We start from the raw sequence: 14,667 nt of genomic DNA, 5'->3' as shown, positions 1-14,667 counted from the left end.
ATATAGAAGAAAAAACCCCTCCTGCCAGAGCATAGAGGGGTTTTAGGACAAGGTGCGCGCCTATACACGCATCCCGTCTATCCGTTATCCTTCTCAGCCTCTCTGGACTGTTTTAAAGAATCTATTCAGCTTCGTTTATTATTTCAGAAAAGAAACCCTCTGTCAACCGTTTTTTCTGAGGTTTTCGATTAATTCTGCCATATCCTCGGGAAGCGGCGCTTCAAATTCGACATATTCTCCTGTTCGTGGATGGTCAAAACCTAAAACTCCCGCGTGAAGCGCTTGGCCATTAAAGTCGATTGTTTTTCTTGGGCCGTATTTCGGATCGCCTGCTAATGGGAATCCGATATATTTCATATGAACACGAATTTGATGGGTTCTCCCTGTTTCAAGCTGGCACTCCACTAACGTAAAATCCTGAAAACGCTCAAGCACATGAAAATGAGTGACAGCGTTTTTGCCATCACGTGTCACAGTCATGCTTTGACGGTCTTTTTTATCCCGTCCGATCGGCGCGTCAATTGTGCCGTCATCATGAGAAATAAGCCCGTGGACAACCGCCGTATATTTCCGCGTGACCGTTTTGTTGACCAATTGGTTTACGAGTGACTCGTGCGCCATATCATTTTTCGCCACCATTAATAAACCGGACGTGTCCTTATCGATTCTGTGAACAATACCCGGGCGCATCACACCATTTATTCCGGAAAGGTCTGTGCAATGAGCCATAAGACCGTTTACAAGTGTGCCCGTAAGATGCCCGGGTGCTGGGTGAACAACCATTCCGCGAGGTTTGTTGACGACCAGCACATCCTGGTCCTCATAATAAATATCCAGATCCATAGGCTCTGCCAGGACGTCGAGCGCTTCCGGTTCAGGTACAGTGACGGTCACCTGATCACCCGGCTGAATTTTATAATTCGCTTTCACCGCGCTTCCGTTCACGACAACCTGTCCGTCTTTTACCCATTGCTGAACCTGGGTTCTTGACCAATCATTCTCAGTCGATGCCAAAAATTTATCAATCCGCTCACTTTTTTGTTCTTCTGAAGCGGTTATATCAATTTGATTCATGCTATTGCTCCTTTTTCTTTTTCCCGCTGTCCAACAGCATTTGTATAAATAAAAGCATTACGCCGACACATAGTGAAGAGTCCGCGATGTTAAATATCGGGTAATTGTAATTGACAATAATAACATGGATAAAATCCACAACTTCCTGTCTGACAGCCCGATCGATAAAGTTGCCGATGGCACCGCCAAGCATAAGTCCGAGGGCAACGCCAAGAAGCCTTTGTCCCTTTGTATAACGCTGTATGTAATAAACAATACCAATAATAACAGCGGTTGTTATGAGGTAGAAAAACCACATTTGACCCGCTAATATCCCCCATGCAGCACCCGTATTGCGATGGGAGGTGATATAGAATACCTGATCAATGATCGGAATGCTTTGGCCAAGTTCCATGTTCTTAACAACTAGCCATTTTGTCAATTGATCGGCTGCAATAATAAGTAGTGCAATCATATAATACAGCACAAACGTTCCTCCAGTTTACGGTTACTTTAATCCATTATGCATTTTATCAATAAAAAGCACTGGAGTAAAGAAATATCAGGCATATTAACCGGACAGACACTGTTATTCATACAGTGCCTGACCATATTCGATATCCGTTGATTTCCATATCGGAAGCGTTTTTTTCTCAAATTGGACAGAATAAAGAAAATCGTTTGCTGTTCGGGCCGTCGGCAGCACTGCCAGCTTTGCAAGAGGAATGGGGGCCCCAGTTTCTTCACAGTATCCGAATGTGCCGTTTTCGATTTTGGACAATGCAAGGAGAACGTCTTGAAGTTCTTCTTTAATATGATAGATCAGAGTTGCTTTTTGTTTTTGATTGATTGCTGCTTGCGGGCTTGTAGAAACCTGAAAGCAAGAATACTCAAATAATCTCGACTGTAATTCTTCTTTCATCAGAAGAAGTTCCGTATAAATTGCGGTCAGTTGATCATTCATTCTTCACAACTCCTGCTCTTAACGTAGTATCTTTATTGTTGCCTGTGAATGATGATCTAAAGCCCATAAGATTTTTCCTTTCGTTCTAAAGGATGTCACTCTTGGCACAAAAAAAGCCCGGCTTTTACGCCGGGCTCTTTTGCATTATTTTTGATAGTATTTTTCAACGATTTCAGCGTTGCGTAATGAAAGTGTAGGATATTTCGGATTTGCCCCTACATCTTTTGAAATCACACGAGATCTCTCACACATTTCGCCTTCCGCTTTCTCGACAGCGATTTTACCCGTCGCAAAGCTTTGCGCATCGTTCGGCGCTTCATTTTCTTCGCTGATTGTCAGTTCAGACACAATAAACAGCTGAGAAAGGTTTTCTTTTATGGAAGCCAAGAGCTCCTTGTTTTCTTTGTTTGGATACAATTTCAGGTTTGCTTCCAAAGATTTACCGATAATTTTTTCATTTCGCGCAGTTTCTAATGCTTTTAACACGTCATCACGAAGAGCCATAAAGCGGTCAAATTTTTCTTCAGTCGCTTCACTGTTTGGAACCGTGATTGTTTCCGGCATATCGGTCAACTGAACGCTCTGCTCTTCAACAAATGTTAAATGAGACCACAATTCGTCTGCCGTATGTGGAAGGATAGGCGCTGAAAGCTTCACTAATGCAAGAAGCGTTTCGTAGAATACTGTCTGCATGCTGCGTCTATCCGGATGATCCGCATGCTCGATGTAGACAATATCTTTTGCAAAATCAAGGTAGAATGAGCTCAATTCGATTGTGCAGAAATTATGAATGCTGTGATACACAACCGCAAATTCGTACTCATCATACGCTTTTTTCACTTTATCAATCAGCTTGTTCAGCTTAATCAGCATATACTGATCCACTTCGCGAAGATCTTCGACAGCCACCGCATTTGTTTTTGGATCAAAATCGAAAAGGTTGCCGTGAAGGAAACGGAACGTGTTGCGGATTTTACGATATACTTCCGCAACCTGCTTCAGAATGGCGTCAGACACGCGAACGTCCGCCTGATAATCCACTGAAGATACCCATAATCTTAAGATGTCGGCACCAAGCTGTTTCATGACTTTAGCCGGAACAACAACGTTACCGATTGATTTACTCATCTTACGTCCTTCTCCATCCAGTGCGAACCCATGGCTGAGCACACCTTTATACGGCGCTTTCCCTGTTACGGCTACTGCTGTAGAAAGAGAAGAGTTAAACCAGCCGCGATATTGGTCAGATCCCTCTAGGTATAGATCAGCCGGGCGAACGAGGTCATCACGTTCTTCAAGCACTGCTTGATGTGAAGAGCCTGAATCAAACCAAACATCCATGATATCCTGTTCTTTTGTAAATGTGCCGTTCGGGCTGCCAGGATGCGTAAAGCCTTCCGGAAGAAGATCCTTTGCTTCTTTTTCAAACCAAATGTTTGATCCATGCTGTCTGAACAATTCAGAAACATGTTCAATGGTTTCATCTGTAATAACCGGTTCTCCGTTTTCAGCGTAAAATACCGGAATCGGCACACCCCACGCACGCTGTCTGGAAATACACCAGTCTCCGCGGTCCCGAACCATGTTGTGCAAACGCTGCTCGCCCCATTCAGGAACCCATTTGGTTTCTTTAATGGCATCCAGCAGGTCTGATCTGAAATCTTTAATAGACGCAAACCATTGCGCTGTTGCTCTGAAAATGGTTGGTTTTTTTGTTCTCCAATCATGCGGATAAGAATGAGTAATGAATTCAAGCTTCACAAGTGCGCCTTTTTCATCAAGCTGCTGTGTGATCGCTTTGTTTGCATCATCATAGAACATGCCTTCAAAGCCAGGAGCTTCGCTTGTCATTACACCTTTTTCATCGACCGGGCAAAGCACATCTAAACCGTATTTTTGGCCGATGATAAAGTCATCTTCCCCATGTCCAGGCGCTGTATGAACACAGCCTGTTCCGGCATCAGTTGTTACGTGTTCACCAAGCATAACGAGAGAGTCTCTGCCATATAGCGGGTGTTCAGCGATAATGTTCTCAAGGTCTTTCCCTTTGACCGTTCTTGTCACTTCATACTGATCAAATCCGCATGCCGATGCAACATTTTCGACTAAGGCACTTGCTACAACAAAGCGGTCTTCACCTACTGCAATCACGCTGTACTCAAGATCAGGGTGCACTGAGATTCCGAGGTTCGCCGGAATTGTCCACGGCGTTGTTGTCCAAATGATGATGCGCTCGCCGTTTTCAAGAACGCCTTTTCCGTCTTTTACACCAAAAGCGACGTAAATAGATGCTGAACGTTTATCTTGATATTCGATCTCGGCTTCAGCCAGAGCAGACTCACTTGAAGGTGACCAGTTAACCGGTTTAAGGCCTTTGTAAATGTAGCCTCGTTTTGCCATTTCACCAAATACGCGGATTTGCTGCGCTTCGTATTCCGGTTTTAATGTCACATATGGGTTTTCCCAGTCACCGCGGACACCAAGACGTTTGAATTGCTCACGCTGTCCCTCGATTTGCTTCCAAGCGTACTCTTCGCATAGTTTGCGGAATTCCGCTACTGACATTTCTTTGCGGTTGACCTTTTTGTTTTTTGTCAGAGCTGTTTCAATTGGCAATCCGTGTGTATCCCAGCCCGGCACATACGGTGCGTTGTAGCCGCTCATTGATTTATAGCGGACAATGAAGTCTTTCAAAATCTTGTTAAGTGCATGGCCCATATGGATGTCGCCGTTTGCATACGGAGGTCCGTCATGTAAAACAAATTTCGGGCGGTCTTTCGTCCGTTCCTGAACAAGACGGTAGATATCTTCTTCCTCCCATTTTTTTTGAATGTCAGGCTCACGGTTTGGCAAATTTCCACGCATCGGGAAATCTGTTTTCGGCATTAAGAGCGTGTCTTTAAAATCCATTTTCATTCCTCCACTGCATTTTTTCAGAAAATAAAAAAAGCCCTCTCATCCCATAAGGGACGAGAAAGCTTATCTCGCGGTACCACCCTTTTAGAAAAAGCAAGCATACACTTTTTCCTCTTGAGCATCGTAACGTGATGAACGTCCTAACCTACTGTGAGTTCAGCAAGGAAACTAAAGGGCTGATCTACATGATTCCGGCCATCCCGGACTCTCACCATCTCCGGGTCGCTATGAAGGCCTGAAGGAAACATGACTGTCCCTTTCAACCGTTTTTTCATCTGAATTTATGAACGTATTATATTCGACAAGCTAAGAAAATGTCAAGATAATCAGAGAATTTATTCCTTTTCCTCAAATACAGCGTCGACTTCATACTCAAGGAGATGATCCCAATCGTCATTTTTCAGAAGATCAAGCTGAGCTTCAATCAGCATTTGGAAACGTGTTCTGAACACTTTAGACTGTTTTTTCAGCTCTTCAATTTCCATTGCAATTTTTCTTGATTTTGATAACGATTCGTTGATAATGCGATCAGCGTTTTTCTCCGCTTCCCGAACGATCAGCTTTGCTTCTTTTTGAGAATTGCGTTTTACGTCTTCAGCCGCTTCTTGAGCAACTAAAATTGATTTATTCAATGTCTCCTCAATATTGGCAAAGTGTCCGATTCTTTCATCAAGCTCATTGACTTTCGCTTCAAGCTCAGTTTTCTTGCGGAGAACAATTTCGTAATCTTTTCTGACTTGGGCTAGGAATTCATTTACTTCATCTTCATCATATCCGCGAAAACTTTTTGTAAACGTCTTGTTGTGAATATCATTTGGCGTTAATGGCATGATGCCACCTCCATTTTTACATTTCAGTACGGTTATCTAGTTCACATTATAAAACAAATTTCGCACAGATGGAGAAAAAAACTGAAAAACCGACTATTTTTGTCGTTCAAACGTAACTCTCCATTTGTCTTTTTTGGTTTTTCCTTCGATTTTTGTTAAGCTGCACCGGCCAAAACCTCTGATAGACAGCATGTCCCCTTCCGCGACTATGTATGAAGGATCTTCAACCACCTTCCAGTTCACTTTCACAAGGCCGTTTTTCACAAGCGTCTGTGATTTCTGGCGGGATTGCCTGCTCATAGAGGCGCAGACGGCGTCAAGCCTTAAAGAAGAAACCGTGTCATCTCTTATTTCGACATCAACTGCTGGAATGTTAAGGTCTGACAAGTCGATTTTCTCTAGGCTGACCGCCGCTTTGCCTGCTTGGGTCAGCTGTGCAGCCACAAAATCAGCGGTATCGGCTGAGACAATCAATTGCACTGCTGTCTCAGAAAACACGATGTCACCGAATTTTTGCCGCTTTAATCCTATGCCCATTAATGCACCAAGCAGAGAACGATGATCTACTGAGACAAACTTGTCAGCATAACGGACGTTAAACGCCTGCAGTTCAAAATCTGATTCTTCCGGAGTAATGTACTCTGGAAACAGAATCGCCCGTTTCCGCTCCGCTCTGTCATAGCCGCCGGAAAAGGCAAGCCCGACATCTGCCTGTCCCGTAACAGCAGAGAGGATGACCTGCTCTCGGGGATCTAAAAAGTCGGTCAGCTTCATCCGGTACTGCTCCTGGACAATTCTTTTCCATTCGAGCGCTTGATCAATAAAGGCCCGCTCGTCTTTTCTGAAGTGCTGATATATATCGCTCATCGTCTTTCCCTTCTATGTAAAGAGGCTTGGCTGCTGCCAAGCCCCTATCAAACTGTCACATTAAAACGCAATCATGCGATAAAGTCCCCACAAGCCGGTTGTCGCAAACCGAAGCACAAGTATTGCTACGATTGGTGAAATATCCAGCATTGCAATCGGAGGGATGATTTTTCTGAATGGTTCGAGATATGGTTCACAAATCGAAGCCAAAAAACGCCCGACTGCTGTTTCCCTCGTACTCGGCACCCATGACATAAAAATATATATGATCAGGGCAAATGAGTATATTGTGATTAATAAGCTTAAAACCGAAAAAACTTGATAAAGGATCATCTCGCTTTACCACCTCTGATGTTCGTCTTCAGATATGAGCTCAGAAATTGTGCCTGATACATCTACGTTGTCAGGCGTGCAGAGGAAAATATCTGAGCCGATTCTTTGAATATCGCCGCCAATGGCATAAACGGTTCCGCTTAAAAAGTCAACAATCCGCTTCGCCTGGTCATGCTGTATCCGCTGAAGATTGACGACAACTGCCCGCCGGTTCTTCAAATGGTCGGCTATTTCCTGCGCCTCCGCATAAACGCGCGGCTCACTCAACACCACTTTAGAGGATTTCTGAACACTTTGCAAGCTCACTACATTCTGTTTGCCCGCAGGTTTATTCCCGTTGTAAGCCGGCTTTTCTTTTTGCTCATGCTCCTCATGAGATTCCCGCTCTGTCTCAATATATTCATATTCGTATTCTTCATCTTCCATTGAGAAAAAGTTTTTCAGTTTATTTTTCATACTCATTGCTGTACACCCCCTGTTTCATTTCCGACTAACGATGAGCCGATTCTAATATAAGTAGCTCCTTCTTCAATTGCAATTTCAAAATCATTTGACATGCCCATCGACAGTTCAGTACACGGAGCGTTCGGCTGGTTCAGCTTCTGAACCTGGTCACGGAGTTCTCTCAGCGACCTGAAACAGCTTCTGATCTGATCTTGATCATCAGTCAGCGGAGCCATTGTCATCAGCCCGGCAACAAGGATATGTTCGAAACCGGAAAGCTCCTGTATGAATGGAATGACTTCTTCTTTTTTCATGCCATGTTTAGAAGGCTCAAGAGAGGTATTGACCTGCACAAAGCATCGTACAGTACCTTCAGCCCGTTTTTCAATTTCTTTCGCTAATGAGAGCCGGTCTAGGGAATGGATATAGGAAACCGAATTGACGACAGATTTTGCTTTTCTTGATTGCAGACTGCCGATAAAATGCCATTCCGGATTCCCTTTCATCAATTCCTGTTTGCGGAGCAGTTCCGCATCCCGATTCTCTCCGAGGCAGGTGATGCCAGCATCTACTGCCTCCTGTGCTCTTTCAGGTGATACATATTTTGTGACTGCAATAACCGTAACTTCATCGGAGCTGCGGCCCGATCTGTTACATGCTTCGTTTATTCGTTCGTTTATATGTCGTAAATTATCAACAACACGCAAGATCTTTTATGCCTCCTTCATTCCGATAAAGGACATCATCCGTCCAGTTTTCCCCTGATCGCGGCGATGAGAATAGAAAAGAGACGGCTCGCTTTCCGTGCATAAACCGCTGACAGAAATTTGTTCACTTGCCAAACCGCTGTCCATCAGTATAAGACGGTTCAGCTCTTTCAGATCAAGCTGATATTGTGCCTTTGCCGTCTGATTGGCGGCAAGGTCTGCTGAAACCGGCAATGCGCGGACAGCATCCATGACGCGGTCGTCTACCGTATAGCATGCTCCGCTGATAGACGGGCCAATAACAGCGTAAATATCTGAGGGATTTGAACCTTCCTTCTCAGTCCATTGCTTCACCATTTCTCTGCCAATCTGTTTGACGGTGCCTTTCCACCCGGCATGGGCGACTCCGACAAGCGACTTAACCGGATCATAAAAGAAAAGAGGCACACAATCAGCAAAGCATAATGCTAAAAATACATTTTTTTCATTTGTATAGATCCCGTCCGTTGCTTTTAGAGCCGTGTGATACTCACGGGCGCCTTTTCCCCTATCCCTCTGCGTCACTTTCTGAACGCGATTATCATGTGTCTGATCAGCGAATACCCAAGACTGCAAATCAGTATTAAACATATCGGCAATATATTCACGATTTTTAACTACATCTGCATCTTTGTCATGAACGTGCAATCCTGTATTTAACGATTCAAAAGGCTTTTGGCTGACACCGCCGTTTTTTGTCGTAAATCCGGCAATGACCTCTTTGTTGTTTTGATTCGTTTGAGCCCAGTCTTGTATCATGAGTGTCGAGGGTGTGGTAAGACTGAATGGGTGATATGTATTCATGATGATCCAACCTTTCGACAAACATTTAAAAAAGCGGAATTTCCCACTTATTTTACCACATCTTACTGCATTCGTTGAGCGCCGATTTGCATATTTCTAAATGAAATGTGCCGGAAGAATCGAGACTTCCGGCATTTGCCAATCTGCGGCAGACAAGCAGGTTTATGCATGTGGTTCACTTAATCGGACTAAGATTACATCTTCCCCGATTTTTACTATATTTCGCCATGGAATGACCAATTCCTCTTCTTTTCCAAAAAATCCGAGAACTTTCCCATTTCCTCCGAGTATGATCGCCTGAATTTTTCCAGTGGTCACATTGATATCAATATCACCAATACTCCCCAGCTTTTTTCCGTTTGAGACATTGACGACATCCTTTACCTGAAATTCTGAAATGCTGATCATTCCATCACGTCCTTTTTCCGTCCTTTTGTTCAAGTATATGAACGGGCAGGCTGAACCTTGTCAGCAAGAAGAAATTTTCATGTCATTGTTCTTTTTTCCGGCTGCACCAGCTGATGATAAAATCGAGTATAATTTTTGTATACTCTACTAGCTGCTCAATCGATACCTTCTCGTTCACAGAGTGTGCATTGTGCAGATCTCCAGGACCGTATATTACGCATGGAATACCGGCATCATACAGCCATCCGCCATCTGTAACTGATTGAGAAACGTCAATAATTGGACACTCCCGTTTCACTTTCTGATGAGAGGCAGTTAGCGCTAAGACGCCTGGGTGGCCAGGGTCAACTTCCAATGCCGGAAAAATTTCTCCCCTGTCTTCTATCATAGATGAGCCTCCCCACTTGAATACAGGGCGGTTTTCCCTAAGCCAAATATCACTGTCACTCAGCCGATTGACGTAATCTTCTATTTCCGCTGCCACTTGGTCATGGGTTTCATTCGGATAAAAATGGACTGTGATCCACAGCCGGCATTCGTCCGCTATAAAAGCCGCATGTCTGCCGCCTTCTATAACTGCCGGGTTAATCGTATTTGTGCCTGGTTTAAAACCGGGATAACTTTTCATAATAGACCAGTGGCGCTCAAGTTCACCGAGCCCCGCAATGATTTTTGCCATTTTTTCAATTGCGCTTGCTCCGAATGTTCCTCCGCCTGCATGAATCATATTCCGTCTCGTTCCATCATGAAATGTTTGACTGCTTTTGATTTCGATCCAGCCTGTAATGACACCGCCTTGGCCTTGAATATGCATATCGCTCGTATCCGCGACAATTGCAAAATCAGCGTGGTAGCCCCTCTTGCAGCATTCAAGTGTGCCGGCCTCTCCAACTTCCTCCCCAATAACCGATTGCAGAATCAGATCACCTGGAAGTTCAATGCTTGCTTCACGAATTAATTTGACAGCAAACAGCACACAAGCCATTCCGCCCTTCATATCGGAAGCGCCTCGCCCGATTAAGAGACCGTTTTTTTCAATGGGATGAAACGGATCGTGCTTCCATTCTTCATCCTCTTTTACCTCTGCCACATCTACATGGCCATTGATAATCAGGCTATAATAATCTGCTGAATCTGTTCCTTTTAGCTTCCCTACAACATTGGGATCTCCAGGGTACACATCCCATTTGTCGATCGAGAATCCCAATTCATTTAAATATCCCGCAATCCAAGACTGAATGCCCTCTGTATTTCTTGCAGGCGGAGCAGGTGTTTGATAAGAAATCAGCGTTTTCGCAAGCTGAATAAGCTCCTCCTTATGTTCTTCCACTTTTTTTTGCAAAGAGTATATTTGTTGATCCAATGTAAATCCGCTCCTATTCTTTAAAATCAAAAAAGCCGTTTCAAATGTGATGAAACGGCTTAATAAAAACAAACGGAGTCCGATGTACTCCGCTTTTCACCGCTTCCCTCCGCTGGCATGATCCAGATCAGGTCAAAAGGGTTGAGACAAAGTCTCTCTCAGCTTCGCAAAGCACCCCTAGGATGAATCTATATATATTTGTCAGGCATTCGTTATCGGCTCAGCTCTTGTTAAAAACGGCCGATCCTGATTCCATAATACATGGATTGGCGTATCAAAAAAAGCGGAAAGTATTTGATCAGTAAGCATTTCCTTTATTTCTCCGGATCCAAAAACCTCTCCCTGTTTTAATAAAAGGGCTTTATCAAAGACAGGCAAAATTTCTTCAGCATGATGAGTCACATAAAGGATAGATGGTGCATTTTCTTTGTTTGCAATGTATGTAATCGTATCTAACAGCTTTTCCCGGGCAATAAAATCCAGTCCTGTGACTGGTTCATCCAGTATCAGCAGCTCCGGATCGGCCATTAGTGCTCTAGCAATCAATGCTCTTTGTTTTTCCCCTTGAGAAAGGGTTTCATAGCGGCGATCGGCATATTCAATTGCTCCCAAGTCCTCTAACAAACCTATCGCTTTTTCCCTGGTTTCCTTACTTGGCGTTTCATATAACCCAATCGAAGCGTAAGCTCCGCTCAAAGCAATTTCAAAAGCTGAATCTGCCGGATACAATTTTTGCTGAAGAGCTGCTGAGACGAGGCCAATTTTACGTCTGAGCTTTTCCCCAAGCTCTGTTTTGCCAAATTCATGGCCGAGCACCTGCATCTCGCCTGATGTTGGAAAATAATATGAGCAAAGCATATTTAACAGCGCTGTCTTCCCGGCGCCATTTAGGCCGTAAAGCACCCAATTTTCCTTTTCTTCCACCTTCCAATGAATATCTTTCAGTATCCATTTCCCATTCCGTTTTAGTGAGACATTGTCAAGCTGCAAAATCATCGTGGTCCTCCTCTTTATTGCCTTTTATAATTGTTTTAATTTTCATAAAACTTTGTACGAACTAGGATACCTTACTTTTTCCAAAACGTAAACCATCCATAATCAATAGAAAAGCCTTTAAAACAACATCGTTTTAAAGGCTTTTCATTATTGATGAATATTTTTATTCATTTGTTTGATAGCCGCTTTTTCAAGTCTGGACACCTGCGCTTGAGAAATTCCGATTTCCTCGGCGACTTCCATTTGGGTTTTCCCTTGGAAGAATCGCTTTCTCAAAATCATTTTTTCCCTATCGTTCAGCCTTCTCATGCCCTCTTTTAAAGCCAGCTCTTCAATCCATTGTGAATCTGTATTACGCTCATCACTGATTTGGTCCATCACATAGATCGGGTCTCCGCCGTCGTTATAGATCGGTTCAAATAGAGAAACCGGATCCTGAATGGCATCAAGCGCAAATACAATTTCCTCATGCGGTACTTCAAGAACTTTTGCGATGTCTTCTGCAGTCGGCTCCTTGCTTGTCTCACTGATTAACCGCTCTCTTACCTGAAGCGCCTTGTAAGCGATGTCCCGGAGTGATCTTGAGACACGGATCGGGTTATTATCACGTAAATACCTGCGGATCTCTCCGATAATCATAGGTACAGCGTATGTTGAAAACTTAACATTGTGGCTTAGGTCAAAATTATCAATGGATTTCATTAGTCCGATGCAGCCGACTTGAAATAAGTCATCAACATACTCCCCTCTGTTATTAAATCGTTGAATGACACTTAAGACAAGACGCAAGTTCCCGTTTACAAGCTTTTCTCTTGCTGAATCATCGCCTTCATCCTGCAGCTGCCTAAACAGCTTTCTCATCTCTTCATTCTTGAGTACTGGTAATTTGGAGGTATCCACCCCGCAGATTTCGACTTTATTTCTCGACACTTTTTTCCCTCCCTACAGGAGCTGCTGTACAACGTTAAGTATCTCCTTGGGTGGGAAAAATATGCACTGCACTCAGACCGAAAAACTGTCGAAATCAGGAAATCCCTGTAAAATCAAGGGGTTCTAACCATAAAATTTTTTACACCATTTTGTTGAACTCTTTTCTCAACCTTTTTATAATTCTTTTCTCAAGCCGCGAAATATAAGACTGAGAAATCCCCATCATATCCGCTACATCCTTTTGGGTTTTTTCTTCTTCACCGACAAGCCCAAACCGCAGCTCCATGATTTGCTTTTCTCTCTCATTAAGCTGTTCAAGCGCTTTTTTCAAAAGCTTTTTATCGACGTTAGCTTCTATGTCTTTAGTGATGATGTCATCGTCAGTGCCGAGCACATCAGAAAGCAAAAGCTCATTGCCGTCCCAATCAATATTAAGCGGTTCATCAAAGGAAACCTCTGAACGGATTTTGTTATTTCTTCTTAAATACATCAGGATTTCATTTTCTATACACCGGGAGGCATAGGTAGCAAGCTTGATTTTCTTTTCTGGATTAAATGTATTAACAGCTTTGATTAGACCGATGGTACCGATGCTGATTAAATCCTCTATATTAATTCCCGTATTTTCAAATTTACGGGCGATATATACGACCAGACGCAAATTGCGTTCAATTAGAATGGCGCGCGCCGCCTGATCGCCGTTTGGGAGCTTCATTAACAAAACCTGCTCCTCATCTTTAGATAATGGAGGCGGCAGGGCTTCACTCCCGCCTATGTAATAGACTTCATCACTTTTCAGCCCAAGTTTCATCAGCAGCTTATACCAGAGGTGCGTCAACCGTAATTTCAGTTTTTTCATCTTCCTCTCCCTTCTAAATGTCACGCCGTTTGAGTATGATAAGTAACGGACATTTGCGAACATTATGAAACGTGTTTGACAGCCTTGCCCGAAAGCATTTTCGGATGAATAATCGCGTCAAACTCTCCATCTGCCGACAGCTTTGTTGTGCTGATACCGATTAAACATTTATCTGCAGAAATCATTTCTTCTTTTGTCATAATCGTTACGTGATCCGGTTTAACGCATAATAAAAATTGATTTTGCTGACCAACTCCCCTGTATGGAATCAACCTCATTTTATCTAAAAAGCGAAAGGAATCATCGAGCTGTTCGATGGCTTCCAATGGGTCTGTGTTTCGAATGATCATCGTTTCGGCTGTTCCGAAAATCGGCTCCAGTTTATCAATGTAAATGATCATTACCGGTGTTTTTGTAAGAGGATCGTACAGCTGGTTACCGGAATCAATCAGGCCTCTGACATGAAGTGTTTGGCTGCCCAAATCTGCCTGCACGCTGACTCGTTCCTCATATTGAATGTTTTTTGTTTCAATATCTTCAATTCTTCTTTTAGAAAAAAACCATAATGCTGGAAAGCCACCAACAATAAACAACCAGCTGATCGGGTCTCCAAACCCTGTTTGATTGGTAATCATGACACCGTTTTGAACAATAGAATTTGACTGCAGCAAAGAATGGGCTCCGATAATTCCTCCCCCCATTAAAAAAGTGGCAAAATAAAAGGAAAACAAATTTTGAAAGAAAAACCGAAATCTTTTAAAGCCAAATGTCACCACCACAATCACAACTGAAAAAGCTAGCTTCCCAGCCGGATGTTCAACAATCGGCGAAAAAGGAGTAAACATCAAAAGGACAATACTGGAACCGATGAACGCTCCGCCTACCAGTCTTCTTTTTTTTACATGCCGTTTTAAAATAAATGCCGTGAGCAAAAGCAAAAGTGCATCAAAACAAAAGTTTAACAGCCAAATGACATCTAAATAGATTTTCACATCTGACTCCTTTCTTTCTTGCCTCACGCTGTTCCCCTTCTTGCTTCATAAGTATAAAGCAAGCTCTGTGGGAAAGTCTGTCAATTAATGTTGAGAGGAAAATACAATTTTTCAGGGAAATCTGCTTAATTTGTCGAGGAAGTATAATGAGAGGATATAAAA

The 14,667-nt window shown here is 43.2% G+C and carries 16 protein-coding genes and 3 other RNA genes; all 19 read right to left on the bottom strand.

Going from position 1 to position 14,667, the window contains the following annotated elements; all coding sequences use genetic code 11:
• Positions 1 to 6 precede the first annotated feature (6 nt).
• Positions 7 to 123, bottom strand: an RNA gene (gene pyaA / locus BSU_misc_RNA_26) — pyrimidine biosynthesis operon attenuator.
• A gap of 39 nt (positions 124 to 162) precedes the next feature.
• A complete protein-coding gene (gene rluD / locus BSU_15460; RefSeq protein ID NP_389429.3) occupies positions 163 to 1,074 on the bottom strand; it encodes a pseudouridylate synthase in 912 nt (303 codons plus the stop codon).
• A 1-nt stretch (position 1,075) separates the two neighbouring features.
• Positions 1,076 to 1,540, bottom strand: coding sequence for a signal peptidase II (lspA, locus tag BSU_15450; protein ID NP_389428.1), 465 nt, complete (start codon positions 1,538 to 1,540; stop codon positions 1,076 to 1,078).
• Positions 1,541 to 1,642: 102 nt separating this feature from the next.
• On the bottom strand, positions 1,643 to 2,017 hold the full coding sequence (gene ylyA, locus BSU_15440) for a sporulation-related RNA polymerase-binding factor (RefSeq protein ID NP_389427.2): 375 nt from the start codon (positions 2,015 to 2,017) through the stop codon (positions 1,643 to 1,645).
• A 144-nt stretch (positions 2,018 to 2,161) separates the two neighbouring features.
• Positions 2,162 to 4,927, bottom strand: a complete 2,766-nt coding sequence (ileS, locus tag BSU_15430) for an isoleucyl-tRNA synthetase (protein ID NP_389426.2) — start codon at positions 4,925 to 4,927, stop codon at positions 2,162 to 2,164.
• 52 nt (positions 4,928 to 4,979) lie between these two features.
• Positions 4,980 to 5,206, bottom strand: an RNA gene (gene iswA / locus BSU_misc_RNA_25) — T-box riboswitch specific of isoleucine tRNA.
• 62 nt (positions 5,207 to 5,268) lie between these two features.
• The gene (gene divIVA / locus BSU_15420; RefSeq protein NP_389425.1) at positions 5,269 to 5,763 is read right to left on the bottom strand and encodes a cell-division initiation protein; all 495 of its coding nucleotides are present in this window, start codon (positions 5,761 to 5,763) and stop codon (positions 5,269 to 5,271) included.
• Between the two features lie 93 nt (positions 5,764 to 5,856).
• A complete protein-coding gene (gene ylmH, locus BSU_15410; RefSeq protein NP_389424.1) occupies positions 5,857 to 6,630 on the bottom strand; it encodes a factor involved in shape determination, RNA-binding fold in 774 nt (257 codons plus the stop codon).
• A 60-nt stretch (positions 6,631 to 6,690) separates the two neighbouring features.
• Positions 6,691 to 6,963 (bottom strand): factor involved in shape determination, distribution of nucleoids and osmotic tolerance, encoded by a 273-nt coding sequence (ylmG, locus tag BSU_15400; RefSeq protein NP_389423.1) that lies wholly within the window; start codon positions 6,961 to 6,963, stop codon positions 6,691 to 6,693.
• Positions 6,964 to 6,969: 6 nt separating this feature from the next.
• Positions 6,970 to 7,425, bottom strand: a complete 456-nt coding sequence (gene sepF / locus BSU_15390; RefSeq protein ID NP_389422.3) for a cell division machinery factor — start codon at positions 7,423 to 7,425, stop codon at positions 6,970 to 6,972.
• Positions 7,422 to 8,114: a putative PLP-containing enzyme gene (ylmE, locus tag BSU_15380; RefSeq protein ID NP_389421.1), complete on the bottom strand. Its 693-nt coding sequence runs from the start codon at positions 8,112 to 8,114 to the stop codon at positions 7,422 to 7,424. Before ylmE ends, sepF begins: the two co-directional genes overlap by 4 nt.
• Before the next feature lie 6 nt (positions 8,115 to 8,120).
• Complete coding sequence (gene ylmD / locus BSU_15370) at positions 8,121 to 8,957, bottom strand: conserved protein with laccase domain (protein NP_389420.1); 837 nt, start codon at positions 8,955 to 8,957, stop codon at positions 8,121 to 8,123.
• A 162-nt stretch (positions 8,958 to 9,119) separates the two neighbouring features.
• Positions 9,120 to 9,365: an essential sporulation protein gene (gene ylmC / locus BSU_15360; RefSeq protein ID NP_389419.1), complete on the bottom strand. Its 246-nt coding sequence runs from the start codon at positions 9,363 to 9,365 to the stop codon at positions 9,120 to 9,122.
• An 82-nt stretch (positions 9,366 to 9,447) separates the two neighbouring features.
• Complete coding sequence (gene thiQ, locus BSU_15350; protein ID NP_389418.2) at positions 9,448 to 10,728, bottom strand: N-formyl-4-amino-5-aminomethyl-2-methylpyrimidinedeformylase; 1,281 nt, start codon at positions 10,726 to 10,728, stop codon at positions 9,448 to 9,450.
• An 87-nt stretch (positions 10,729 to 10,815) separates the two neighbouring features.
• Positions 10,816 to 10,917, bottom strand: an RNA gene (gene tswE / locus BSU_misc_RNA_24) — thiamine pyrophosphate riboswitch.
• A gap of 12 nt (positions 10,918 to 10,929) precedes the next feature.
• On the bottom strand, positions 10,930 to 11,724 hold the full coding sequence (gene ylmA, locus BSU_15340) for a putative ABC transporter (ATP-binding protein) (RefSeq protein NP_389417.2): 795 nt from the start codon (positions 11,722 to 11,724) through the stop codon (positions 10,930 to 10,932).
• 147 nt (positions 11,725 to 11,871) lie between these two features.
• Positions 11,872 to 12,654 carry an RNA polymerase sporulation-specific sigma factor (sigma-G) gene (gene sigG / locus BSU_15330; RefSeq protein ID NP_389416.1) on the bottom strand — a complete coding sequence of 261 codons (783 nt, stop codon included), beginning with the start codon at positions 12,652 to 12,654 and terminating at the stop codon, positions 11,872 to 11,874.
• Positions 12,655 to 12,793: 139 nt separating this feature from the next.
• Complete coding sequence (sigE, locus tag BSU_15320) at positions 12,794 to 13,513, bottom strand: RNA polymerase sporulation-specific sigma-29 factor (sigma-E) (RefSeq protein NP_389415.2); 720 nt, start codon at positions 13,511 to 13,513, stop codon at positions 12,794 to 12,796.
• Between the two features lie 62 nt (positions 13,514 to 13,575).
• A complete protein-coding gene (gene spoIIGA, locus BSU_15310) occupies positions 13,576 to 14,505 on the bottom strand; it encodes a protease processing pro-sigma-E (RefSeq protein NP_389414.1) in 930 nt (309 codons plus the stop codon).
• Positions 14,506 to 14,667: the final 162 nt, after the last annotated feature.

Source organism: Bacillus subtilis subsp. subtilis str. 168, from assembly GCF_000009045.1.
In the GTDB taxonomy this organism is placed as follows: domain Bacteria; phylum Bacillota; class Bacilli; order Bacillales; family Bacillaceae; genus Bacillus; species Bacillus subtilis.
This window is presented reverse-complemented; position numbering and strand designations above follow the sequence as displayed.